The sequence below is a fragment of the Helicobacter sp. genome, from assembly GCF_017502485.1.
In the GTDB taxonomy this organism is placed as follows: domain Bacteria; phylum Campylobacterota; class Campylobacteria; order Campylobacterales; family Helicobacteraceae; genus Helicobacter_B.
In genome coordinates, this window is record NZ_JAFVUX010000028.1 from 97,866 (window position 1) to 120,867 (window position 23,002).

General features: G+C 42.3%; 25 protein-coding genes and 2 pseudogenes. 10 read left to right on the forward strand and 17 right to left on the reverse strand.

Translation table 11 applies throughout. The features are described from left to right. Positions 1 to 8: 8 nt before the first annotated feature. The 6 genes from eno to IKB69_RS06375 all read left to right on the forward strand — a co-directional run bounded on the left by eno (position 9) and on the right by IKB69_RS06375 (position 4,587). Positions 9 to 1,295, forward strand: coding sequence for a phosphopyruvate hydratase (gene eno, locus IKB69_RS06350; RefSeq protein ID WP_290947517.1), 1,287 nt, complete (start codon positions 9 to 11; stop codon positions 1,293 to 1,295). 8 nt (positions 1,296 to 1,303) lie between these two features. Then, positions 1,304 to 1,564 (forward strand): hypothetical protein, encoded by a 261-nt coding sequence (locus IKB69_RS06355; RefSeq protein ID WP_290947520.1) that lies wholly within the window; start codon positions 1,304 to 1,306, stop codon positions 1,562 to 1,564. Then, positions 1,561 to 2,175: an AMIN domain-containing protein gene (locus IKB69_RS06360; RefSeq protein ID WP_290947523.1), complete on the forward strand. Its 615-nt coding sequence runs from the start codon at positions 1,561 to 1,563 to the stop codon at positions 2,173 to 2,175. The genes IKB69_RS06355 and IKB69_RS06360 overlap by 4 nt, the downstream gene beginning before the upstream one ends. Continuing rightward, complete coding sequence (locus IKB69_RS06365; protein ID WP_290947526.1) at positions 2,172 to 2,693, forward strand: shikimate kinase; 522 nt, start codon at positions 2,172 to 2,174, stop codon at positions 2,691 to 2,693. The genes IKB69_RS06360 and IKB69_RS06365 overlap by 4 nt, the downstream gene beginning before the upstream one ends. Before the next feature lie 87 nt (positions 2,694 to 2,780). Then, positions 2,781 to 3,647 (forward strand): peptidylprolyl isomerase, encoded by an 867-nt coding sequence (locus IKB69_RS06370; RefSeq protein WP_290947529.1) that lies wholly within the window; start codon positions 2,781 to 2,783, stop codon positions 3,645 to 3,647. A gap of 16 nt (positions 3,648 to 3,663) precedes the next feature. Then, on the forward strand, positions 3,664 to 4,587 hold the full coding sequence (locus IKB69_RS06375; protein ID WP_290947531.1) for a class II fructose-bisphosphate aldolase: 924 nt from the start codon (positions 3,664 to 3,666) through the stop codon (positions 4,585 to 4,587). A gap of 46 nt (positions 4,588 to 4,633) precedes the next feature. On the opposite strand, the gene IKB69_RS06380 is transcribed toward IKB69_RS06375, so the two are convergent. The 13 genes and pseudogenes from IKB69_RS06380 to IKB69_RS06440 all read right to left on the reverse strand — a co-directional run bounded on the left by IKB69_RS06380 (position 4,634) and on the right by IKB69_RS06440 (position 14,637). Beyond that, a complete protein-coding gene (locus tag IKB69_RS06380) occupies positions 4,634 to 5,110 on the reverse strand; it encodes a hypothetical protein (RefSeq protein ID WP_290947533.1) in 477 nt (158 codons plus the stop codon). Positions 5,111 to 5,214: 104 nt separating this feature from the next. Then, positions 5,215 to 6,117 carry a stomatin-like protein gene (locus IKB69_RS06385; protein ID WP_290947535.1) on the reverse strand — a complete coding sequence of 301 codons (903 nt, stop codon included), beginning with the start codon at positions 6,115 to 6,117 and terminating at the stop codon, positions 5,215 to 5,217. Positions 6,118 to 6,248: 131 nt separating this feature from the next. Continuing rightward, entirely contained in the window at positions 6,249 to 7,496 is a 1,248-nt protein-coding gene (locus tag IKB69_RS06390) for a restriction endonuclease subunit R (RefSeq protein ID WP_290947537.1), read from the reverse strand. Then, positions 7,496 to 8,259 (reverse strand): annotated as a pseudogene (locus IKB69_RS06395) (site-specific DNA-methyltransferase). The gene IKB69_RS06390 and the pseudogene IKB69_RS06395 overlap by 1 nt, the downstream one beginning before the upstream one ends. Continuing rightward, a complete protein-coding gene (locus IKB69_RS06400) occupies positions 8,249 to 8,923 on the reverse strand; it encodes a site-specific DNA-methyltransferase (protein WP_290947615.1) in 675 nt (224 codons plus the stop codon). The pseudogene IKB69_RS06395 and the gene IKB69_RS06400 overlap by 11 nt, the downstream one beginning before the upstream one ends. A gap of 24 nt (positions 8,924 to 8,947) precedes the next feature. Beyond that, complete coding sequence (locus IKB69_RS06405) at positions 8,948 to 9,115, reverse strand: site-specific DNA-methyltransferase (protein WP_290947539.1); 168 nt, start codon at positions 9,113 to 9,115, stop codon at positions 8,948 to 8,950. Positions 9,116 to 9,186: 71 nt separating this feature from the next. Continuing rightward, a pseudogene (locus IKB69_RS06410) lies at positions 9,187 to 9,387 on the reverse strand (DHHA1 domain-containing protein); the annotation flags it as partial. A gap of 33 nt (positions 9,388 to 9,420) precedes the next feature. Then, positions 9,421 to 11,082 (reverse strand): O-antigen ligase family protein, encoded by a 1,662-nt coding sequence (locus IKB69_RS06415; RefSeq protein WP_290947541.1) that lies wholly within the window; start codon positions 11,080 to 11,082, stop codon positions 9,421 to 9,423. Between the two features lie 3 nt (positions 11,083 to 11,085). Then, a complete protein-coding gene (locus IKB69_RS06420) occupies positions 11,086 to 12,138 on the reverse strand; it encodes a hypothetical protein (protein ID WP_290947543.1) in 1,053 nt (350 codons plus the stop codon). Between the two features lie 17 nt (positions 12,139 to 12,155). Continuing rightward, positions 12,156 to 12,518, reverse strand: coding sequence for an RNA polymerase-binding protein DksA (dksA, locus tag IKB69_RS06425; protein WP_290947545.1), 363 nt, complete (start codon positions 12,516 to 12,518; stop codon positions 12,156 to 12,158). A gap of 21 nt (positions 12,519 to 12,539) precedes the next feature. Further along, complete coding sequence (locus IKB69_RS06430) at positions 12,540 to 12,998, reverse strand: 23S rRNA (pseudouridine(1915)-N(3))-methyltransferase RlmH (RefSeq protein WP_290947547.1); 459 nt, start codon at positions 12,996 to 12,998, stop codon at positions 12,540 to 12,542. Then, a complete protein-coding gene (gene accD, locus IKB69_RS06435; protein ID WP_290947549.1) occupies positions 12,970 to 13,845 on the reverse strand; it encodes an acetyl-CoA carboxylase, carboxyltransferase subunit beta in 876 nt (291 codons plus the stop codon). Before accD ends, IKB69_RS06430 begins: the two co-directional genes overlap by 29 nt. Positions 13,846 to 13,869: 24 nt before the next feature. After that, the gene (locus IKB69_RS06440) at positions 13,870 to 14,637 is read right to left on the reverse strand and encodes an inositol monophosphatase family protein (protein ID WP_290947551.1); all 768 of its coding nucleotides are present in this window, start codon (positions 14,635 to 14,637) and stop codon (positions 13,870 to 13,872) included. A gap of 323 nt (positions 14,638 to 14,960) precedes the next feature. On the opposite strand from IKB69_RS06440, the gene IKB69_RS06445 reads away from it, so the two are divergent. Both IKB69_RS06445 and katG read left to right on the forward strand, forming a co-directional pair. Then, the gene (locus IKB69_RS06445; RefSeq protein ID WP_290947553.1) at positions 14,961 to 15,227 is read left to right on the forward strand and encodes a hypothetical protein; all 267 of its coding nucleotides are present in this window, start codon (positions 14,961 to 14,963) and stop codon (positions 15,225 to 15,227) included. Positions 15,228 to 15,518: 291 nt separating this feature from the next. Further along, entirely contained in the window at positions 15,519 to 17,705 is a 2,187-nt protein-coding gene (katG, locus tag IKB69_RS06450) for a catalase/peroxidase HPI (protein ID WP_290947555.1), read from the forward strand. 499 nt (positions 17,706 to 18,204) lie between these two features. Here katG and IKB69_RS06455 read toward each other — a convergent pair whose 3' ends face one another. The 4 genes from IKB69_RS06455 to IKB69_RS06465 form a co-directional block, all read right to left on the reverse strand. Then, positions 18,205 to 18,570, reverse strand: a complete 366-nt coding sequence (locus tag IKB69_RS06455) for a hypothetical protein (RefSeq protein ID WP_290947557.1) — start codon at positions 18,568 to 18,570, stop codon at positions 18,205 to 18,207. Positions 18,571 to 18,684: 114 nt separating this feature from the next. Next, the gene (locus tag IKB69_RS06460; RefSeq protein ID WP_290947559.1) at positions 18,685 to 18,966 is read right to left on the reverse strand and encodes a hypothetical protein; all 282 of its coding nucleotides are present in this window, start codon (positions 18,964 to 18,966) and stop codon (positions 18,685 to 18,687) included. A 91-nt stretch (positions 18,967 to 19,057) separates the two neighbouring features. Next, on the reverse strand, positions 19,058 to 19,276 hold the full coding sequence (locus tag IKB69_RS09150; RefSeq protein ID WP_363240334.1) for a glycosyltransferase: 219 nt from the start codon (positions 19,274 to 19,276) through the stop codon (positions 19,058 to 19,060). A gap of 71 nt (positions 19,277 to 19,347) precedes the next feature. Beyond that, positions 19,348 to 21,147 (reverse strand): Na/Pi symporter, encoded by a 1,800-nt coding sequence (locus tag IKB69_RS06465; RefSeq protein ID WP_290947561.1) that lies wholly within the window; start codon positions 21,145 to 21,147, stop codon positions 19,348 to 19,350. Positions 21,148 to 21,323: 176 nt separating this feature from the next. On the opposite strand from IKB69_RS06465, the gene recO reads away from it, so the two are divergent. Together recO and IKB69_RS06475 are read left to right on the forward strand one after the other, a co-directional pair. Beyond that, a complete protein-coding gene (gene recO / locus IKB69_RS06470; protein WP_290947563.1) occupies positions 21,324 to 22,112 on the forward strand; it encodes a recombination protein RecO in 789 nt (262 codons plus the stop codon). A gap of 90 nt (positions 22,113 to 22,202) precedes the next feature. Further along, positions 22,203 to 22,961 carry a hypothetical protein gene (locus IKB69_RS06475; RefSeq protein ID WP_290947565.1) on the forward strand — a complete coding sequence of 253 codons (759 nt, stop codon included), beginning with the start codon at positions 22,203 to 22,205 and terminating at the stop codon, positions 22,959 to 22,961. Positions 22,962 to 23,002 lie beyond the last annotated feature (41 nt).

A 23,002-nucleotide genomic window follows, 5' to 3' on the forward strand; every position in this document is an offset into this window, starting at 1 on the left:
AGTATCCAATGATTTACATCGATAATATTTATGCCCAAGAAGTATTGGACTCTCGTGGGAATCCAACCATTTGTGCAAGTGTCTCGCTAAGTGATGGCACAAATGCTAGTGCGATTGTGCCAAGTGGTGCGAGCACAGGCAAGAGAGAGGCTCTAGAGCTACGCGATGGAGATAAAAAGCGTTTCCTTGGCAAGGGCGTGCTAAAAGCGTGTGAAAATGTCGATACCACAATTTCTGATGCGCTTATTGGCTCTACGCCCTTTGATCAAGGGCTTATTGATGGGATTTTAAAAGACATTGATGGCACGCATAACTATGCAAACCTTGGAGCAAATGCTGCGCTTGGTGTCTCTATGGCAGTTGCGCGTGCAGCGGCGAAGAGCCTAAATCTCCCACTATATCGCTACCTAGGCGGAAGCAATGCCATAACAATCCCTGTACCAATGCTCAACATCATCAATGGTGGAAGCCACGCGGACAATACGGTGGATTTCCAAGAGTATATGATTATGCCTCTAGGATTTGATACCTTTGATGAAGCTTTACGCGCAAGCGCAGAGATCTATCAACACTTAAAGCAAATTCTCCATAAAGCCGGACATATCACAAGCATCGGCGATGAGGGAGGCTTCGCTCCTAATCTTACAAACAATGAAGAACCTATTGAAGTGATACTAAAAGCCATAGAATCAGCGGGCTATAAACCCGGAGAGCAAATTGCCATAGCACTTGATGTAGCGAGCAGTGAGCTTGTCGATGATGCTGGAATCTACCATCTCAAAGGCGAGGGGAAAAAGCTAGATTCTAGTGAGCTTGTGGGTTATTATGAAAATCTTTGCACGAAATATCCCATTGTCTCTATTGAAGATGGACTAAGTGAAGATGATTGGGATGGCTGGAAGCTACTTACACAAAAGCTAGGGGAAAAAATCCAGCTTGTGGGTGATGATTTGTTTGTAACTAATCACGAGATTCTAGCCCAAGGGATTAAAAGCAACATTGCCAATGCAGTTTTGATTAAGCCCAATCAAATTGGTACGGTGAGTGAGACAATGCAAACCGTACGCCTTGCTCAAAGATATGGCTACAAATGTGTTATGAGTCACCGAAGTGGGGAGAGCGAAGACCACTTTATTGCAGATTTTGCTATCGCGCTAAATACGGGCGAGATTAAAACAGGCTCGACTGCTAGAAGCGAGAGAATGAGCAAATATAATCGCTTGCTATTTATCCAAAAAGACATCGCTAATGCGCAGTATCTAGGCAAAGCATTGTTTGATAAAAGTCTCTTATAAGATAACTTATGCGCGCTTATCTCGCATTGCTTAAAAATCATCGGTTTTGGTATGGAGTCTATACACATCGAATCTATATCTACGGATTTATCGTGGTAGTTTGTGTGGGTGCGTATGTGGGGTTTTTGCTCTTTGGAGACAATTCACTTGATGTGTTGCTAAAAAACATCACCCAGCGCGATGAACTCATTGAAGAAGTGAGCAATCTCCAAGCTAAAAATGCGCGATTGCAAAAAGATTTATTTGAGTTAAAAGGACTTGAGCCATGAACTTTAGAAGAGTGGAGCGGGGTTATCTAGGGCTTTTATGTGTGCTAGTGCTTACAAGCCTGCACGCTAGGGAAAATCCATTTGAACCAGTAATACAGCCTAAAGAAGACAACTTTATCCAAAAAAACGCCAAGGACCCCTTTAGAGACTTAGACTTCAAACTCCCAAGCACCGCTAGAATCTTAAAAAGCATTACCATCACTTACCAAAACATTGATGGCACCATAGGGACAAAAACAATCCCCATTGATGAGAGTATAGATTGGCACTATCCACTGCTACTTACGCAAAAAGGCGCGATTTTAAACGAAGATGTGCGCTACTGGACCATTAAGCCATTTCAATTTTTCACGCAAGGGAGTAAATTCTATCTCCACACTAGCTCTGCAATCCTGCGCTCTTTTGTCCTCCCAAGCCCCTATCGCATTGTGCTAGACATGGAGAAAAAGGATGAGACTCCAAGTGGATCCGTACAACTTGGTGTCAAATACTTCACCAAAGCATCATTAGGCGTACATAAGGACTTCTACCGCCTTGTTATTACCCTTGATGGGCAATACCCCTACGAAATTTCACGCGATGGGGACTACTATATCATTTCCGTGCGATGAGTGCGACAAATATCGTACTAATTGGCTTTATGGGCAGTGGGAAAAGCACTTTAGCCATAGAATTGAGTAAAGCTTGCGGATGGTTTGCGCTAGACACTGATAAAATCATTGAGCAATCTAGCGGGATCAGTGTGAGAGAATATTTCGTGCGATTTGGTGAGCAAGCGTGGCGAAAGAGAGAAGGGGAGTTTGTCAAGTGGGCAAGCTCACATATCCGGCGCGCTATCATCGCCACAGGTGGCGGTATGCCTATATACCACAATGTTAAGCCTATGGGGGTAGTTGTGTTTCTATCCATTAGTTTTGAGGTAATTTGCGCGCGCCTAAGTGAAGAAGAGCGTGGCTATCGCCCACTCTTTAGCAATCTCGCTCAAGCAAAAAAGCTTTTCGCACAGCGACAAGATAGCTACAAATATCAAGCTGATATTATCCTTGATGCCACAAAGCCCAATCTAACACAAAGCCTACTAGAGCAGCTCGCACAAGAGCATAGTCTCAAGCAACTACTAACCCCATAGGTAGCCACTGCCGTTAGAGATAATTTACAAAAAACCGCTACAATTTCTGCACTCGCACGAGCAAACCTACCACTTGGAGAACATTAAATGAAAAAAAATGCGTATAGCACAATCAAGCATAGTCTAGTAGCCACCATACTCACCTGCTCTCTTGGTCTAAACATAGCAGGGGCGAAAGTGCTTGCAACTGTTGATGGTACACAAATCACAGAAGAAGTATTTGATGAGATTAAAGCGCAAAACCCCGGTTTTGACTTTAGTAAGCTACCCAAAAATCAGCAAAAAGAGCTACTTGATCAAGCAATCAACAATGTCCTAATTGCCAAAGAAGCCAAGCGTGCCAAAATTGACACCACACCAGAATTTACACAAGCATTTGACAAAATCACGCAAAACATCAAAGACCGCTTGCTAGTCCAAGCGTGGGCACAGCGCGAGATCCAAGCGATCGCTAGCAAAGGTGGAGTCACAGAAACCGAAGCGCGCGCCTATTACAACTCTCATAAGGCTGAGTTTAAAAAGCCCAATGTCCGCGCTCGCCACATTGTAGTAAAAACAGAGGCGGAAGCGCAAAAAATCATTGATGAGCTTAACAAAGCTCCAAAAAGCAAAGTAGAATCTACTTTCATCACGCTTGCCAATCAGCGTACGATTGATCCAGGCAATAAGCAAGCCCAAAATGGTGGCGATCTTGGCGCATTTGAGAAAGAGCATATGGTGAAGCCATTTTCTGATGCAGCATTTGCGATGAGTGCTGGCACATACTCTAAAGCCCCTGTAAAAACAGACTTTGGCTACCATATCATCTATGTCATCGACAAAGCAGATGAATATGCCTTTGACTCCATTAAACAGCCACTTATCAATATGCTTAATGAGAAAAAAGTCTCTGAAACAATAAAAAGCAAGGTCGATAGCCTACGCGCAAAAGCTAAGATTCAAACTTCTCTCTAAACACAAGGAGCAAGCAATGCTAGTCAATGGTAATGAAATTTTACAAAAGGCGCACAAAGAGGGTTATGGCGTAGGAGCATTTAACTTCGTCAATTTTGAAATGCTAAATTCCATTTTTATGGCGGCAAATGAAGCTAAATCGCCTATCATCGTTCAGGCAAGTGAAGGGGCGATTAAATATATGGGGATTGATATGGCAGTAGGTTTGGTAAAGATTCTATCTAATCGCTATCCGCATATCCCTGTGGCGTTGCACCTTGACCACGGCACAAGCTTTGAATCTTGCAAAAAGGCAGTGGATGCGGGATTTACTTCTGTGATGATTGATGCCTCTCACCACCCTTTTAAGGAAAATTTAGAGACAACAAAAGAAGTCGTACAATACGCGCATAGCAAGGGTGTGAGTGTGGAAGCGGAGCTTGGGCGACTTATGGGGATTGAGGATAATATTTCTGTTGACGAAAAGGACGCAGTGCTTATTAATCCTGATGAAGCAGAAGAGTTTGTCAAAGCCACAAAGGTGGACTATCTAGCTCCAGCTATTGGCACAAGCCACGGTGCATTTAAGTTTAAAGGTGAACCAAAGCTTGACTTTGAGCGATTAAAGGAAGTTAAAAGACGCACAAATATTCCGCTTGTTTTGCACGGTGCAAGTGCAATACCTGATTATGTAAGAGAATCTTTCTTAGCCACAGGTGGGGATTTGAAAGGCAGCAAGGGTGTGCCATTTGCATTTTTGCAAGAAGCGGTAAAAGGTGGGATCAATAAGGTAAATATTGACACAGACTTGCGTATTGCCTTTATCGCTGAAGTACGAAAAGTGGCTAATGCTGACAATACACAATTTGACTTGCGTAAGTTCTTCACCCCTGCAATGGAGTCTATCACTAAAGTTATGGTAGAGCGTATGGGCGTGTTAGGTAGTGCTGGGAAGATGTAGCTCCTAGAATCTAGCAAAGCGACTTGTGATGTAATGAAGCTAGATTCTAACTCTTAGCTAACTTAATCGTTGCCTTCCCTTTCTCTATCGATAAAACTTCTACTTTATCACCGTCGCGTAATGTCCCAGAATCTAAAGATCTAAGGTCTATCTCGCTAGATTCTAGACTTTTCTTTGACTCTAATTCATACGCCCATAATGTGCCTTTGAAATACACCATTCCCTGCTGTATCTCACCTACACCGCCACCACTTTGCAAAGAATCTTCATAGACCTGCGAGCCTTTAAACCACGATTTTATAGGTTTTCTTAGCACAATAAGGCAAAGAAAGGAAAAGGTGCAAATACTTGCTGCCTGCCACATATACACGCTCTCCACACTGCTACCGCCAAAGCCTACAATATACTCGATCCCTGCTGTGATACATAGCCCTAAACCAATGAAAAATAAGAAAAACGAGCCAAAAAATATTTCAGCCACAATAAAGCCAATACCCAGCCCCAAAAGTGTAAGAGCAGACATCTCATTTCCTTTGTTGTTGTGCTACTTTTTAGAAAAACTACCGTAAGAGTTTTGGATTCTAGGATTTTGCTTGATCAAATCCTAGAATCCAAAACATACCCAACCTACGCCTTTTTACCCTTACCTAGAAATTCACCTATCACACTAAGCCCACCGATAAATTCACTCGTTTCATAGGGGATGATCACCTTATCCTTGCTTGGATTCTTACTTAGCTCTGTGAAAGCTACAATCCGCTCTTTTGTCAGCAAAAACTCCGCTGCTTGTGCGTTTTTGTTCATTTGATTAGCAATAAGCTCCATCGCATCGCTTTGTCCTTGTGCTAGGGCTATTTGCTCATACTTTTTGGCATCTGCCATACGCTCAATGGCTTCTGCTTGTAGCACTTTCTCTTGCTTTAGGGCTTCAGCATTACGGATTAGAGCTTCTTTTTCTGCTTGTGCTTTTAGCTCAATGGCACGCTTCTCCCGCTCAGCTTTCATCTGCAGATTCATCGCATTTTCTATATCTTTTGGCACAGAGATTTCACTAATCTCCACGCGCATAATCTTAACACCCCAGTTATTTGCCGCATCACCTAATGCTACTTGCAAAGCAGCATTAAGCCTATCGCGAGATGAGAGAGAATCATCTAAATTTATCCGCCCTATCTCACCACGAAGTGTCGTGGTAGCAAGGTTTGCAATAGCTTGTTTATAGTCATTGACGCTATACACTGAAGATTTTGCATCAAAGACTTTCAAAAATACAATTCCATCAATATTGATATTGACATTATCTTTGGTAATCACCTGCTGTCGCCCGATGTCTATCATCTGCTCCCTAGCACTCACCACCGCACTTATCCTATCAATCACAGGGATAATGAAGTGAAACCCACCATCAAGCACTTTATGAAACCGCCCCAATCGCTCCACAATAGCAATATCAGTCTGCGAGATAATCTTTACCCCAAAAAACAGCACCGCTACACATAAAGCCAGCACCACACCAGCAACAATAAACATTTCACAACTCCTTTGTTGCATTTATGGCGATATTATAAACGAGATTCCTAAACTAGGCTTATTTTGTGATTGTATTTGATTAAAATTTATACGCTCTCTTTGAGGTGTCATTAACAAAGGATTCTATAAAGTTAAATTGATATTTTAGAGTCTAAAATGCGTTTATTATAATCCAGCATAAGTTCTTGTTTTTCTGTGTCGTATTTTATATTTGTATTATTTTCACAATGCACAATACAATCATTAAAATCACTAAAATTTGCATCATTATTTTCAAAGTTTAGTCGCATATTTGCATTATTATTTTGTGTGATTTTTGCGTGCGAAAAAGCGTCTATATAAACCATATTTTCCCATTTATCAATGATTTGAAATTCAGCCCTACTTGCAGCCAAACACAAAGGCACAATATGATGCAACTCAAAGCCTTTTTCCTTTGTGATATTATGCTTTTTGAAATATAAATACTTTTCTTTAATGGAGCGTTTAAGCTTGGTATTGTCTTCATAGATTCCATAAGTTCCTGTGCGGATATAAAGTTTTAAATCGTGTTTGTTATATTCAAAATACGCCATTTGTGTTAAGAGACTTAGAATCTGTTGTGTTTCGTTTAAAAAGTTATGAAAATCTCTCTTTTGTGTTTTATCACCGCTAAAATTTTTAGGCTCACAATAGGCTTTTATTTTTTCAATCAAAGCTTGTTTTTGAAATTTGCTTAAAGTTCTATAATCTCTAATGAGTGAGATAATATCACTACGATTATAGGTTTTAGAATCTAGTTTTTGATATAAAAAAGTCACAAAAAATAATACTTCATAGAGTGTCAAATAATTACTCCCTAATTCTAAAATAATATGCAAAATCTCTTCACCAAAACCTTGCATAAGATTTTCTAAAGCCCTTGTAAAAAGTAAATTCTGCGTGAAAATATCTGTGCTTTGTAAAAACTCTATGCCAAAATCTGTAAGAGCAATATATTTTTTCGTGCCATTATCAAATGGATTTAATTGTTTCTTTTTAGCGTTAAATCTATCAATAAGCCCCATTCTATGTAAATCTACAAAGATATTTTTACGCAAAGAATCTTGTGTGCATCGCCCAAGCTTTGAAGAGATTTTTGTTGTAAGCTCAGCATATTTTTCTTCACCTTCAATATTATAGGGTCGCTTGCTTAAATCACTTGTGCGGATTTGCAATAATGTATTAGAGCAAAGCTCATAAATCTCTTGTAAAATCACTAGAATTTCTTTTTGCGTATAGCGATTATGTTGTGAGATTTGCAACCCTCTATAATTATCACTTTGCACTCGTTTTACTAGAAATTTTATACACTCTCTACTAGAATCTATTTGTAAAATCTCTTGTAAAACTTTATCCATTAGCACTCCCTTATATTTAAGCTAGAATCCACATATTCAATACTCGCTTCACAGCCGATAAAATTCCGCCCTAGCTCCCTTGCCACTAAGCTTGTCATTCCACTTCCGCTAAATAAATCTAGCACTAAATCCCCTTTTTTAGAACTCGCCTTTATCATTCGCTCAATCATCTCTTTAGGCTTTATGGTTGGGTGATGCAATTTTTGCGTTTTGCCATTGATTTTTTGCTTGTGTCTTTGACTAGTGATTTCCCATACATCAGGGCAGAGTTTGCCATTTTCATTTGGATACCATCTTTTGCCATTTTTTAGGATTCCATTTTTTTAGCGTGTTCTATGCGACTTGTTGATTCATAAGGCACACGGATAGATTCAGGATTAAAATAATAATTTTTAGAATCCATTGTGTAAAATAAAATAGATTCTTGGTTATTGGCGAAGCGTTTTTTTGTATAGCTTAAGCCGTCTTTTTTATACCAAGTGATGAAGTTTTGAAACACAGCTTTTTCTTGTAAGTAATGCAAAAATAATGCACAATGATAAGGGGTATTAAAGATATAAAAACTCCCGCTTTTTTTCATTTTTAGCAGTAATAAATCTATCCATTTATAGCTAAATGCTAAAAATTCTTTTTCACTTTTAAAACTATCCCAACTTGCTACTTTTAGATTATAAGGTGGGTCAATTATGGCTAAGTCAATGCTAGAATCTGCCAAAGATTCTAAAAAGCTAAAGCAATCTTGTATATAAATTTTATTGAGCATTTTCCTGCCCTTGCATTGCAAATAATCCACTCTCTCCAAGCTTTTCTTCAATCACGCTTTTATAATGCGGATAAATCTCATAGCCTATGAAATTCCGCCCTAGCTCCCTTGCCACTTTTAGCGTTGTCCTACTCCCAGCAAAAGGGTCTAGCACAATATCCCCTATAAAAGAGTAGAGTTTAATAAGGCGGTAAGGGATTGCTTCAGGCATAATGGCAGCGTGTTTGCCAAAGGCAGAATCTGCTTTATTTGGTATAGGTATATCCCAGATTTGCTTGGTAAATTGCACCCATTCTTTTTGAGTGAGCTTGCTTCGCTCTTTTAGCTCTTGTGAAGTATGATTTGTAGGCTTACCATCTTTGACATAAATCGTAATAAATTCGCTTGTATTTTGTGCGTAAAAATTGCGTGGGTAAGGGTAGCTTCCAAACATCAATTTTTTAGTCGTATTCGTGCGATTCCATATATATAAATCAAGCAAAAAGAGAGAAGTAGCTTCTAAAATGCTATGTTGTATATCACTTTGCAAATCAAAAATATGGCGATTATAATGCGTGTTTAAGTCCCTTTTAAACATCGGCATTAAAGGCACATTGATACAAAGCTTGCCATTTGGCTTTAGCACCCGCTCACATTCACGCCATACTTTTAAAAGCTCTTTAATGTAGGTTTTGTTTTCTGTACTAACCTAAAACCCCCCCCCCCCCCCCGCAACTGCAGAGTGTTTTACATTTTGATAGCCATCTTTTGAGTAGTCTTTGATATTAAAATACGGCGGTGAAGTGATGATTAAATCCACACTACAATCACCCACTTCACACATACTTTTACTAGATTTATAAAAGATTGTATTCATTTAACTTAAGCCTTTACCCATTTTCATATCTCATTTATACTTAAATTCTATACTCAACTTTAAGTCATACCTTAGCTTAGCTTCTCTCTTGCAATGCTTTTTGCTAAATCTAGGGCTTCTTGTATTGCATTAGAATCTGTTATCTTACCTCCAGCGATAGCAAAGTCATCTCTGCCCCCACCATTGCCGACTAAGATTTGTGCGACTTCTTTTACCCACGCACTAGCTTTTAGTCTAGATTCTATGCCTTTTACTCCAGCAAACAAATCAATAAAGCTAAACTGCATATTGCTTCTCTTTGGATTTTATTTAGATTCTATTGGTTTTTGTTGCACTAGCGAGTCTTTGGCTGCTAGCACAACTCCAAATAACACAAACAAGTAAGTCGTATTCCACCGCCACAGCAAGCAGTCAAAGATCATTGCCACACTAAGTGCTACGATAAACACCACCCCACTTACAAACACGATCCCATAGCTATTGCGTGCTAGAGCTTGGCTAAAGGAGAGCGCGCTACTAGAGCTAGAATCTAGCCTAGACTCTAGCGCATGCATAGCGGGGCGCAATTTATGGAAAAACACCATATAGCAAAAGCCCCCAATCGCTACCAGCCCCAAGATAGAAATCTCAAAAGCAAGCGATAGGATCTGATTATGTGGATGTGGATAGCCAGCTGGGCGATCAGGGAAAGAGAGTACATAGCTGTGGTGCAAGGAGTCTCTAGGGAAAATTTGCTCCAAATTATCCACATAAGTCAAAAAACCAAGTCCATTAGGGCGTAAAGGGTTTTGCCAAATGGCTTGCAGGACAGATTTATTCATCGATAGGCGTGCTAATGAGCTATGCTCCCACGAGAAACTCTCATCTTTTGGGAAAGAGAAACGCGAGCAAAGCAACCAGCCATAGTACCTAGATGCGTGTAAATATGCTCTTTTAATCGCAATGTTGGCGCTAGATTCTAGCGCGCTAAACTCCTTGATAAGCGCAGGGATAGCAGCATACTTGGTAAAAAAGAGAGAGTTGTGATTATAAGCGTGAAATGCAAGGGGCTTAGTGAAGTCGAAGGCATTGTTGTAGAAAATCACTTCTGGTGTGCAAGCTTTGTCAAACCGCCCCATAGACGCAGGCTCAAAGCTAAGGACATAAGAAAGATGATTTACCATTTTGTGGAAGTTATACCGCTCATTCCACTGCGCACTAGCGACATACACTACTGCCACAAAGATTAGAGCCAACCCTCCCACAAACATTAAAATCCACCTTTTATACGCAAATCTAAACAATAAAAACGGCAACAAAAGAGCTATAAACAACGCCGCAAAGACGAGTCGAGAATTGTTCGCCAAAATCGCAAGCAGCGCTATGACAAACAACCCAGCACTATACACGCGAGCCTTACTGCGAGTGAGCCAAAGCATAGCAATAGAGAATGCAACAGCAAGGAGCAAAATAAAGCTATACACCAAAGCTTGATCGTTTTTAAACCCAGTAGCACGCGTATTGACAGAAATGTTGTCATTAACATAGTCAATGCAAAAATCCACAATCGTAGCCACAGGCTGGATAAACACTACCACAAGCAACAGCATAAAAAAGATAGAAAACCCTCTAGAATCTAAACGCTTAAGCGCAAGATAACTAATAAGCATAAATAGTCCATCAAATGCCAGCCTACGCACATTCTGCAAAGTTTCATAGCTGTTTGTGCTATATAGGCTTGAGAGTACGCCGAGTGCTAGCACTATGGCAAAAAATCCTATAAGGGGGCGGATTATGACTTTTACGCGTGCGAAATCACGCCAAAATGCCAGCATAAACACTCCGCTTGCCACATACAAAAGATTAATAGGGAATGATGATTTAATATAAATCACACTACCAGAGAGTGGCAGCAATGCTAGGGCGGTGAGTATCAGCCCCACACAAAACAGCAGGCAATATTCACGCCATTCTTGTTTATATACCATAGATTATCCTGCGATAACAAAGGCAGAAATGGGGTAATGCTTCCCTAATCGTTTTAGCTCGATATATGCGCGCAACCCTGTCATTTCACCTATACCAAAGCCTTTAAGCTCTTGCTCAAGTTTGCTTACCATCTCTAGCTCAACTAGCACAAACAAATACGCTACAAGCGCGCACTCATCATTACTCATTAGATTCTCAAAATACTTAAGCCACTCATCAGGCGTACAGAGATTTTGCATAGCCTTTGCCAAAGCAAGATATTCGCCCCCACCAAAGCCTGCTTGCTTGCAAAGTCCAGCAATATGTACAGAATCTTGCTCAATGTCTAGCTCCTTACACAGAAGCAAAGCCTGCTGCAAAGAGCTAGAATCTAGGCAGTTAAAAGCATTAACATTTAGGGCTTTTTGTAAATCTTTGGCATTTTTAGACTCACAAATAAGTCCAAAGGCATAGGCGCGTATAGAATCACTCTTGCTTGTATCACTAAAAATTTCTAGTGCGTGTTTGCTACTTGTTAAGGCGTAATTTTTGTCGTTTTGTAGGGCGAAAGGATTATCGTGCGCTAGGTGGTATTTACGCATATCTTCTAGCGATCCTTGTGCAATAGTATGATAGAGCGAAAATAGCTTATCAATCTTAGCATTACCAGAGTCTTGCGAACCAAGAGCTGGCACAAGGTGGAATCTAGCAATCACAGCGGAGAGCTGCTTGTTATTAGTATGGTACAGTAAGGCTTGTGTGTATGGAGAATGTGTAGATTCTAGTGGATTTAGCTGACTTAAGGAGAGAGCATTCGCTTGGGTGCAGATTTGGTCGATTAGGAGAGAGAAGTCTTTTTGCGCACGCTTTTGTCCAATAAATGTATGCAAATTTTTATAAAAGAGTAGCGCGCTTGTGCAGATGAAAAACACCCCTACAGGCGCACTCACCCAAAGCGCAATCGTAAATGCCAACGCCATCTCTAGCTCATATTGCCGCACACATACCCCAAGTGTGATAGCAAATACCACGATACAAAACACCAATGAAAAAAGTGTGTAGCCTATAAAGTTCATCACATCTCCTTCAATAATTACGACTTGGGCTGATTTTTCTCATACAGCTCCCTACAAGTGATGCAGTAGCGCGCGTGGGGCTTGATTATAAGTCGCTCTTTACTAATCATTTCATCACACATTTCACAAATTCCATAGGTATTATCAGTAATTTTTTGCAATGAAGCTTCAATCTCGGCAAGCTCTATAGTGTATTTCTCAATGATTAGAGAATCTAGCTTGCCTTGTATCTCTGCTGAAATCAAATCACTATCATCAGTCAAGCTACTTGCGTGCAAGTCTTTGATATTCGTGTTCCCCAGGGCTAGAATCTCTAGGAGATCAAGCCTACGCGCAAGCAAAATTGCCTTAAACTCCTGTATATCGATCGTATTTTCCACGCACACTCCTTGTTGATGTAGTCATTTGTGGTAGGGGTGGTTTGCCAGCAGGCTACACGCACGGTAAATCTGCTCTAGCACAATCACCCCCACGATTGTATGGCTAAAAGTCAGTGGGCTTAGGCTAATGGGCGTAGTCCTATCAAGAAATGCCTTCTCAAAGCCAAATGCCCCACCGATGAAAAATGCCAACCGCGTTTGATTAGAAAAAAGCTTGGCAAAGCCCTGAGAATCTAGGCTAGCACCCTGCGGGTGAAGCGCGATATTTGCCTGCTTGCTTGGCAGTAGTAGCGGAAGCAGAGCCTTGGTGTAGGACTCTTGCGCACATTTGGAGCTTTGTTTTTGAGCTTTGGCTACTGCACTTGGGAAGATATACTGCATTATAATCTCCACGCCAAAGCTTCTGCAAAGCTTGTGATAATGCTCTTCTAGCTTTGTCTGGGATAGTGGCTTAGATATGGTGTAGAGCTGGATTTTCATAGCTGAATGGATTGAGATAAAGACTTAAATCACTCAAAGTCTTGCGTAAATCACCCCTTGATACGACCATATCAATAAGCCCGTGCTCTAAGAGAAACTCTGCAGTTTGAAAGCCCTCTGGGAGATCTGTGCCAATTGTTTGCTTAATCACCCTAGCCCCAGCAAATCCTATCATAGCACCCGGCTCTGCGATAATCACATCACCTAAGAACGCAAAACTCGCACTCACCCCACCAAAGGTAGGATCTGTAAGCACAGAGAAAAATGGCAAAGAGTGCTCGCTTAAGCGATTAAGCGCAGCAGAAGTTTTTGCCATTTGCATAAGAGAGTAGGTGGATTCTTGCATTCTAGCTCCTCCACTTGTAGAGACGATAACTAGCGATTGATGCTTCATCACTGCACGATCAATGGCGCGCACAATTTTCTCCCCCTCCACAGAGCCAAGACTCCCACCCATAAACGCAAAGTCAAAGAATACAATCTGCATAGGCACACCCAAAATACGCCCTTCCCCAGCAATCACCGAGCTTGGGCGGCCTGTCTTTTGCTCGTATTTTTTCACGCGTTGCTTATAGCTCTCTTTATCTACGAAGTTAAGCGGATCCACAGGAGCTAGGGATTTATCATACTCTATGAAGCTTTCACCATCGCAGAGAATTTGGATTCTATCGCTTGCAGAAATGCGGAAATGATAGTTGCATTTTGGACAAACTTGCCCAAGTGCTGCTACTTCTTTGTAATACATAAGCGCACCACATTTGCTACACTTGACCCAATGGCTTGAAGTGTCTTTGGCACTTCTTGCTTCATCACGCTTGATGTTTTTTAAAAACTCCATAAATCCCATCGCCTATGCTCCTTACAATCTCACTTAAATCTGCTTAATATGGTGCTTGGAAAGTATTCTCTCAATCATACCAAAAACTTGCTTATTTTGGCTTACAAGCAAAAAGTCCGCGCCCCTAGCGATCTGCAAATTACGGCAGAGAAAGAGCCCTGCTAATGCGTCATACTTGCGTATCTCCCCACAAAAAAGGAAGAAATTATGCTCTAAAGCATAAGCGAGAGAGAGTGCGCTAGCCCCCAAAGAGCGGAATTTAAGCTTATGGATATAAAACTCTCTAGCAATATCTGGGTAGGAATAGGCTTTTTCAAAGACTCCGCATTTGGCGTGAGTGGGGACTATGGGAGAATGCTCTTGTGTGAAAATATGGATTCTACTTGCATAGGGCGCACTGCTATGATCATAGATCACTTGAGCACTGCAGAAATTCACCACCGCTGCTTCTAGCACTGCTCCTGTGCCATCGCACAACGCAAGTGAAGCGCCATAGTAGGGAATATTAGAGAGATAGTTGTCGCTGCCGTCGAGTGGATCTAGCACGATTGTGGGAGCTGTCCTAGAATCCATTTTTTTTATCTGCGCGCTAGCTGCGATAAGCCCGCTTTCTTCGGAATCAATATGCCCAATATGCGATAAATGCTTGGTAAAAATCTCTTCACATAGCAGATCTGCGCCTATGCTTATATCTCCGCCAACTCCTTTTGAGCCCGCTTGCAGCAAATGCTCTTCACGCATAGCAAGCAGGGGGATAATCTCTCTAGCTGCATTAAGAGTCGCGTATAAAAACTCGCTCATATCGCTCCTTTGGCTTTGGGGGATTGGTGTGAATTGTGGTGGTAAATGATCGTGGCATTGTAGCGTATTGTCATACAAATATTTTGTGGATACTTTAATCACTTTAAGATTGTTTTGAGCATAAAAGCTTGAGTTGCGTTTTTTTGATATTATCGCAATTTTATTTTGAAGGGCGTGATGGAAAATCTCATAAACAATTAAGCAAAACGCTCTCCAAAGATTTGAAGCTAGATGTTGAAAGTATAGGGAATTTGCTGTTGTTTTGCCCAAATGTTGGAAAAATATTGTTTCACTGATACATTCTACTATGTGCATAATAGTGTTTGGATAAATTTAGATTTTGTGCGTGTTGTAGTGGTGCACAAGATGTCAATGGTGAAAATGATATTGCAGGCGAGTGGTTTTGCTCTACTATATGCGAGAATATCGAGCAGGCTTGTATAGAACTCAGCAATACAATCAATCCAATTATGCCTAAGAATGAATCTTTGAAATTGCAGAAGCTCAGGAAAAACTATCAATCAGGCTTTCGACATAAGGTATGTTATTACCAAGAAAGAGATATAAAAAAGGCTTTGCAAGAATCTTAGCTTGTGGTAGCGCGCTAGAATGATAAATGGCAAAAACACCGCGCACATAGCACGATCTAAAATGGGGTGATTTCTCGGCTGCAAATAGTGGGTTACCAATCTTGTTGCCAAACTAGAAAAGACAAGCGTAAATGTTTCTATGAGAATGCATCTTGGTAAGTTTTTGATACATTTTAATAATTATTATACTTTTATAATTATTATTAAAATGTATTGACTTTAAAAACAAACATGATTATAATCCTAAGCGCAACTTGCCTTAAATTAAATTGAAAAACCTGGAGGTAAATTATGAGTGAATCGAAATGCCCTGTGACAGGGCACAATTCTCGACCTGTAGCGGGGTCTGGGACACAGAACAAGGATTGGTGGCCAAACAAACTTAACTTGAAAATCTTGCACCAAAACTCAAATCTTAGCGACCCGATGGGTGAGGGCTTCGACTATGCAGAAGAGTTCAAAAAACTTGATTTGACTGCGGTGAAAAAAGACATTTTCGAGGTGATGACGACTTCTCAAGACTGGTGGCCTGCAGACTACGGTCATTACGGTCCGCTTTTTATCCGAATGGCCTGGCACAGTGCTGGCACATACCGCATGGGCGACGGCCGTGGTGGTGCCAGAGACGGCACACAACGATTTGCACCACTGAACAGCTGGCCGGACAACGCCAATTTGGACAAGGCACGCAGGCTTTTGTGGCCAATCAAAAAGAAGTACGGCAAGCAGATTTCTTGGGCGGACTTGATGATTCTTGCAGGCAACTGCGCTCTTGAGTCAATGGGTTGCAAGACATTCGGCTTTGCGGGCGGTCGCGCCGATGTGTGGGAAACACAGGACGATGTGTATTGGGGCAGCGAGAAGCAATGGCTTGACGGTACTTGGCAAGGAGCTCGCGCGGACGAAAAACCGCTCGCAGCCGTGCAGATGGGCTTGATTTATGTCAACCCAGAAGGACCTAACGGAGTGCCTGACGCAGTTGCTTCTGGCAAAGAAGTGCGCGAGACTTTCTGGCGTATGGGCATGACTCCAGAAGAGACAGTCGCTCTCATCGCTGGCGGTCACACATTCGGCAAAACTCATGGTATGGCAAAATCGGAGCAAATCGGTCCTGAGCCAGAAGCCGCTCCAATCGAACAGATGGGCTTGGGTTGGAAAAGCAGTATGGGTAGCGGCAAAGGCAACGATATCACAACTAGCGGCATTGAAGGTGCATGGAAGCCGAACCCGACAAAATGGGATATGGGCTATTTGGAGACGCTTTTTAAATATGACTGGAACTTGGTGAAGAGTCCTTACGGAGCGTTCCAATGGGAGCCGACAGATCCAGAAGCTGCCAAAACTGTTGTCGATGCACACGACCCAACAAAAACTCACAAACCGATTATGACAACCGCAGATATGTCGTTGCGCTTTGACCCGATTATGGCACCAATTGCCAGGCATTACAAAGACAATCCAGAGGAATTCACCGATGCGTTTGCACGCGCTTGGTTCAAGTTGACGCATAGGGACATGGGACCAAAATCACGCTATTTGGGCAGCGAAGCACCAAAAGAAGACTTGATTTGGCAAGACCCAGTACCTGCCGCCGATTATCAGCAAATCGACGGAGCTGATGTTGCAAGGCTCAAGATAAAAATCTCTACAAGCGGACTTTCTGTCAGAGAGCTTATATACACTGCTTGGTCTTCAGCCTCGACTTTCAGATGCTCGGACTTCCGCGGCGGTGCAAATGGCGCCAGAATCAGGCTTGAGCCACAATCCCAATGGGCAGTCAATGAGCCTGAGCAGTTGAGAAAAGTGCTTGGTGTTTATGAAAAAATCAAGGAGGAGTTCGACGCGGCTGGCAACGGCAAAAAAGTTTCTTTCGCCGACTTGATTGTGCTTGGTGGAGCGGTCGGCATTGAGACAGCTGCCAAAGCTGCTGGCAAGACAATCACTGTGCCGTTCAAGCCAGGACGCACGGACGCCACACAGGAAATGACCGATACAAAAACTTTTGATGTACTTGAGCCAAAGAATGACGGCTTCCGCAACTACCAAAAAGAAAAGTCAAAAGTCGCACCAGAGGAATGGCTCGTTGACCGCGCACAGCTTCTGGGCTTGACCGCTCCTGAGATGGCAGTGTTGCTCGGTGGTATGAGAGTTCTTGGCGTGAACTACGGCAATGCGCCGCACGGCGTGTTCACTAAAAATGTGGGCGTGCTCACAAACGACTTCTTTGTGAATGTGCTTGACATCGCTTACGAATGGAAGCCAGTGAATGAGGAAGGACTTGTATTCCAAGGCACAGACCGCAAGACAGGCGAGAGTAAATGGACAGCCACACGCGTCGATTTGATTTTCGGCTCAAACTCTGAGTTGCGCGCAATTTCTGAAGTGTATGCCAGCGATGACGCAGGCGACAAATTCGTGGCAGATTTTATAAACGCCTGGAACAAGGTCATGGACGCAGACAGGTTTGACCTAGCGTAAAATACATTAACGAGTTTATATAGAACGGCTGCAGATAAATCTGCCACCGTTCTAGTATTTTTGAAGGTTGTTTTATTTCTAAAATAAGCAATTATGTTCATGCTGATTGATTATGTACACTGTCATTCTAAGTGTGTTGCCCGAAGAATCTGTTTTATAAATTCTTATGTTATAAAAATTTATAAAACAAGATTATTCACGATCCCGCCGCAAGCAGCAGCGCTCAGAATGGTGATTTTAAACTAGTTGAGATCAGCGTTTCCTTCAAGACACAAAAAATCAGCATAGCTCATCGAATACCCAGCAGGTGCTAAAATCCACATTTTGCCCTGAATTATATGCGTGATTTCTTTATTCACATTCTCCAAAGACTTTGCAAATAGGCAGCTAAAGAGTGGGTTTAGATTCTATTACTCACAAAATACGCATTTGAGAGCTAGGTGACCTAGTCACGCTCTTTGATAGGATAAAAACGCATAATTATCCCCCAGCATTTAGGCTAGCATTTTGCGCGGTGCGCTGCTTGTATAATATCCCCCACACCCCCTACACCAAAGCAAACACCGCCAAAACAAACTGCAGCTATGCCAAACCCCCTTACCCCCACAAAGATCAAAAAGCCCAATAAAATCGTGATAAAAAGTATGGTAAATCTATGTGCGATCCAACCAACGACCAAATGCAAAGCAAAATACATCATCACAAACCATACCACAAAGAAAAACCACCGCTTTTTGATAGAGTCATTTGTAGGTAGCAAAAACCCCGCCACCATAATGACCAAGCCCAGCTCAATGGCATTTGGCATAAACTCCCCAAATTCCATCGCACAGAATCCTATCTTATCAAGCGACGGCAGCTGCAAAATCTTGCAATAGACTTGCCACTGCTTGCGCGCGGATTTAAGCTTGTTGGCAGTGTCGCTTTGATCGTGTATCCTAATGCGTGCGAGATAAACAGAGCTAGAATCTAGGGCGTCTCAATCCTGTGGTGGTGGGGGGGCAATATAAGCGCGATGATCGCGCAAAATAGAGAGCCAAAGCTCATAGTCGTGGCGGATTGTGCCAGCTTGCGGTGTGCCGACTTTGTCTCTCTCATACATTGCCGTGGAGTTGGCGATTTGACAAGTTTTAAGCATATCGTTGTAGGTGATTGTGGCGCGGGGGAGAAAGCCCCCAAGCATTGCCCCACTTTCATCAATCACGCGATAGCCCACATAGCTTAGGGCTGCATTTTGCTCTAGCATTGTGCGCACTTGCACTTCTAGCCTATAAGCCTCCCACACATCATCAGCGTCTAAAAACGGGATAAACCACCCCTAGCCTGTGAGAGAGCGTAGTTGCGCGTGGCAGCTACGCCTTGATTGTGTGTAAAAATATGGGCGTAATGCGAGAGTCTTTAGACGCGTAGCCTTCAATAATTGCAGGCGATCTATCACTACTACCATCATCAACCACCAACGCTTCCCAATGCACATAGCTCTGCGCTAGGATAGAATCTAGCGCAGCAGCGATATAGCGCGGTTGTAGTTGAGGATAATGATCGAGACACGATCCTGTGGCATTTCCTATCCTGAAAACGCGTAAAGTAAGCGCGGATTCTAACTAGATTATTTTAAGCGACAATGAAACACCGCACTCTCCTACTCACTTATGCGCCCTTCAGCACTCTCTTCTAGCTCATTTGGCGTGTCTTCAAACTCAAGGCGTGTTTTTTGGATCTGTATGATCGCATTAGCCAGCTCTTTGGCGATATTGTGGCTAAATCCCACCGCATTAAGCAGTGAAGTCCCACTAGGCACGCTTATTTCTTTCTTGCTTAAAATAGATTCTATGTGCATAATAGAATCTTTGTCGATTTTTTTAAACGCCTTTTTCTGGGATTTTAGCTTGACAATGGCTACTTGTGGGTGGATCTCTTCATCAGTATTGATCTGCTCAATACTACGCAAAAGTAGGGCTAGATGTGTTCGCAGGGCGTTATATTCGCTAGAGAGAGTTTGGTTTATTGATAGGCTATTTTTCTTAAGGTTTGGTTGCAAAAGCTCCATATTTTTGATAGCTTCAATGATATGGCGCGAAGCAGAAGTAAGCATAGCAAACTTATAAATATGCTCTTTATCCTGCGTGTGCGCTTGAGCCTCTGTGGAGAAATCAAGGATCGCATTAAAAAGCACTTTGATTTTTTTGATATAAAAAATCTCAATATCCACATCATCTTCATTTGCCCTGTTCCAAATATGCTCCTTTAACACTTCTTCTATGTCCCTTTCACTTCGTATATCGTGTCGCGAGAAGCCAAGCGCATGAGCAATAAGCTCAAAGGCATTTTCATAGAGATGATACACTTCTCTTGTAAGTGCAATTAGCGCGGTATTTTGATACTGCACGATAGTATCGCTGACATACAAAGGCTTATCAACTTGAGAGTCTTCATTTTTCATTAGCACTTCTAATAGCTTAGCGATTTTGGGAATAAATGGGAGGAGAAGCACCACACCCACAAGATTAAAGAGAGTATGAAACACGGCAATGCGCAAGACACTATCCTCTCCAAAGCCTAAAAGCGTGGAAATGGTGGTATTAGCCCACATAAAGTAGTCAAATGTCGCAATCACAAGCAGTGCTATCCCAAAGTTGAATATACAATTTGCCATAGCTAAACGCTTACCATCGACATTGGTGCTAACAGAAGCGATAACAGCAGTCATAACCCCACCAACACTTGTGCCAAGCGTGGCTGCAAGGGCATTTTCATAGCTCATACTGCCAGCTGCAAAAGCGGAAATAATGATGGTAAGCGTAGCGTGGGAGCTTTGCACAATGGCCGTCATCAATGCCCCTAGCCCCACAAAAAGCAGAACCCCACTTAAGCCCTCCATAGAGTATTGCGAAAAATCTACAATTTCTTTATACTCTTCAAACCCTTCTTTAATATACCCCACACCTAAGAAGAAAAACCCAATACCCACAAAAATCTGCCCTATGCCTTTACTCACCTTTGAAGTTTGGAAGTTAAAAAGCACACCACCTACGATGAGTGGGAGTGCTAGGGCGGAAATTTTCATACCACTAACCCCAGCAATAAGCCATGAACCAGCACTATTGCCAAGATTTGCTCCAAAAATCACACCTATGCCTTGCGCAAGGTTTAAAAGTGCCGCTGAAACAAAAGAAATGGAGAGTACAGAGACTAGCGATGAGCTTTGCATAACCGCGGTAGCAACACTTCCAAAGGCAACACTCTTTACTGAAGTGCTTGTAGAACTTGCTAGAAGATTTTCCAAAAAGCCGCCATTAAAAGTGCGGAATCCACTTCCAAGGCTTAGCATACCAAAGAGTAAAATCGCAAGTCCAGCACTGACATTTGTTAAAGCATCGCTTGTGGATACAAGATAGATAACCGCCATAATGCACAAAGGTATAAGGTATCGTTGAAACATAGCTCCCTCTATTCTGCTTACTCAAAATTTGTGTATGAAATTTTGTCATATTGTAGCCTAAAGACTAGGTATTTTAAGGTTGATTTTACAACTCGCGTGATACTTTAAGTTGCTTAAGCAAAATTTAGCCACAATGCTAGTCATACTTAAAAATTAATAGCAGATAAAGAGCGATTATGCAAGGCTATATTCTCTGTGTGCAAAAGCAAAAAAACGAAGATGTTATTGTGCGTATTCTCACACAAACCCACATTGCAACGCTGTATAGATTCTACGGCGCGCGCCACCCTATCGTGCATATCGGGCGCAAGATTGACTTCACTAAAGAACACAATGGCACATTTATGCCAAAGCTTAGAAATGTGGTACATTTGGGGTTTGCGTGGGAGAGAGATGCGACACGCTTGTATATATGGCAACACTTTATCGAGCTTTTACACCAGCACTTGCGCGATATTTCTAGCCTTGAAGAGCAGTATTTCTCTATCTTAGATTCTAGTGCGAAGCGGCTTACTAGCCAAAACCCTAAGCGTGTGATACTAGAAGCATATGCACAAATCTTACACCTAGAGGGTCGTATCCCATCACTAAATCACTGCGTGATCTGCGATGAGCCACTAGAGAGCGAGCCTAATCACAACGCACTAGAATCTTTAGAGCTAGGCTATCTAAGTAGTGATGAACTATCTACTAGCCTACAAGCTCTCCAAGAGCTAAGATCAGCTACGCAAGAGCACTTTCCCAAGAACACGCTAAGCTCTGCGCCAGTCCCTATTGCACGCGCACCCATCACACATAAACCAGTAGCTATGTTAAGAGGCTTTCTAGGTGCGCATACACTCTGTGCAAATGCGCAGACTCTACCCCATAGCAAGCTAGAATCTTATCTCCATAGTGCTAGCACCATAGAGCTAGATGATGAAGAAATCCAGCACGCGTATCAAGTGCTGCTACTTGGAATGTAGCTAGAATCTAAGTGGATTCTAGTGTGTGCATTTAGGCAAGTTTAGCTATAATCCCAGCTTAATTTGATCGCCATTTCTTAAGGAGTCGCATTGCTCAATGAGCTACAACAAGCACAAGAATCTAGCCAAATACTACGCCATATCAAGCACGCTCGCAAGATGCTTACACTATCTGTAGCGGTATTGGTAGCATTTGGGCTAAGTGCGTGTGCCACTTTGCCAAAGCCCACCACAAGCGATCCTATAAGCGTTACGATAAATTTCGCAGGGGTTTTTACTAATCTTGCGGATGAGAGTACCACAACAAAATCCGCGCTCACTTATTGGCGTAAGCGCAATGATGATGGCTCTTTGGGCGATCGCTTTGCCATAGGTGGGGCAAATGCCTTTAATCGCGCGATTAATACCACGCGTTTCCGCAAGGTGCGCGATGAAGTAGTCGCACTTGATTCGGGGGAGTATTTCCTAGATTCATTTGAGCTAGAGTCATCAAAATCCATAGCGGTCTCTCAAGGTGGCGACTACACCAAGCGAGATGGCTGGGACCATACGAAAAATAGCCCAAAATACCTACTTATAGCTCTACAAAAGCCTATCGCTTTGCCAAAATTTATCATCGAAGTGCTAGAGCATAGAGAGCAAGGAAGCAAACGCGTGCAGTTGCTTTTATGCCTAGCAGATGGAGAGAAAATCCCTGAGCAAGTGCGATTTGGCACATATATGCAGCACGCGCGCGCGCCAAAAGCTATGTGTGAAGAAGTCTTTGGCAAGGACTTTGGGACTAGGCAAAGCTCTAATAGCATAGAATCTAGTGGCACAAATAGTGTAGAAAGTAGCGTGGGAATGTAATTTGCTTTTCTTAAATTTCAAAGAACCTATCGCGCAGAAAT

What these genes read in the sequence shown, in the direction of transcription:
- accD (WP_290947549.1), bottom strand. Translation starts at nt 13,845, where the DNA reads ATGGGATTTATGGAGTTTTTAAAAAACATCAAGCGTGATGAAGCAAGA.
- recO (WP_290947563.1), top strand. Translation starts at nt 21,324, where the DNA reads ATGCAAGGCTATATTCTCTGTGTGCAAAAGCAAAAAAACGAAGATGTT.
- IKB69_RS06405 (WP_290947539.1), bottom strand. Translation starts at nt 9,115, where the DNA reads ATGAATACAATCTTTTATAAATCTAGTAAAAGTATGTGTGAAGTGGGT.
- IKB69_RS06365 (WP_290947526.1), top strand. Translation starts at nt 2,172, where the DNA reads ATGAGTGCGACAAATATCGTACTAATTGGCTTTATGGGCAGTGGGAAA.
- IKB69_RS06440 (WP_290947551.1), bottom strand. Translation starts at nt 14,637, where the DNA reads ATGAGCGAGTTTTTATACGCGACTCTTAATGCAGCTAGAGAGATTATC.
- IKB69_RS06390 (WP_290947537.1), bottom strand. Translation starts at nt 7,496, where the DNA reads ATGGATAAAGTTTTACAAGAGATTTTACAAATAGATTCTAGTAGAGAG.
- IKB69_RS06380 (WP_290947533.1), bottom strand. Translation starts at nt 5,110, where the DNA reads ATGTCTGCTCTTACACTTTTGGGGCTGGGTATTGGCTTTATTGTGGCT.
- IKB69_RS06385 (WP_290947535.1), bottom strand. Translation starts at nt 6,117, where the DNA reads ATGTTTATTGTTGCTGGTGTGGTGCTGGCTTTATGTGTAGCGGTGCTG.
- IKB69_RS06415 (WP_290947541.1), bottom strand. Translation starts at nt 11,082, where the DNA reads ATGGTATATAAACAAGAATGGCGTGAATATTGCCTGCTGTTTTGTGTG.
- IKB69_RS06420 (WP_290947543.1), bottom strand. Translation starts at nt 12,138, where the DNA reads ATGAACTTTATAGGCTACACACTTTTTTCATTGGTGTTTTGTATCGTG.
- eno (WP_290947517.1), top strand. Translation starts at nt 9, where the DNA reads ATGATTTACATCGATAATATTTATGCCCAAGAAGTATTGGACTCTCGT.
- IKB69_RS06360 (WP_290947523.1), top strand. Translation starts at nt 1,561, where the DNA reads ATGAACTTTAGAAGAGTGGAGCGGGGTTATCTAGGGCTTTTATGTGTG.
- IKB69_RS06355 (WP_290947520.1), top strand. Translation starts at nt 1,304, where the DNA reads ATGCGCGCTTATCTCGCATTGCTTAAAAATCATCGGTTTTGGTATGGA.
- IKB69_RS06375 (WP_290947531.1), top strand. Translation starts at nt 3,664, where the DNA reads ATGCTAGTCAATGGTAATGAAATTTTACAAAAGGCGCACAAAGAGGGT.
- katG (WP_290947555.1), top strand. Translation starts at nt 15,519, where the DNA reads ATGAGTGAATCGAAATGCCCTGTGACAGGGCACAATTCTCGACCTGTA.
- IKB69_RS06430 (WP_290947547.1), bottom strand. Translation starts at nt 12,998, where the DNA reads ATGAAAATCCAGCTCTACACCATATCTAAGCCACTATCCCAGACAAAG.
- IKB69_RS06370 (WP_290947529.1), top strand. Translation starts at nt 2,781, where the DNA reads ATGAAAAAAAATGCGTATAGCACAATCAAGCATAGTCTAGTAGCCACC.
- IKB69_RS06465 (WP_290947561.1), bottom strand. Translation starts at nt 21,147, where the DNA reads ATGTTTCAACGATACCTTATACCTTTGTGCATTATGGCGGTTATCTAT.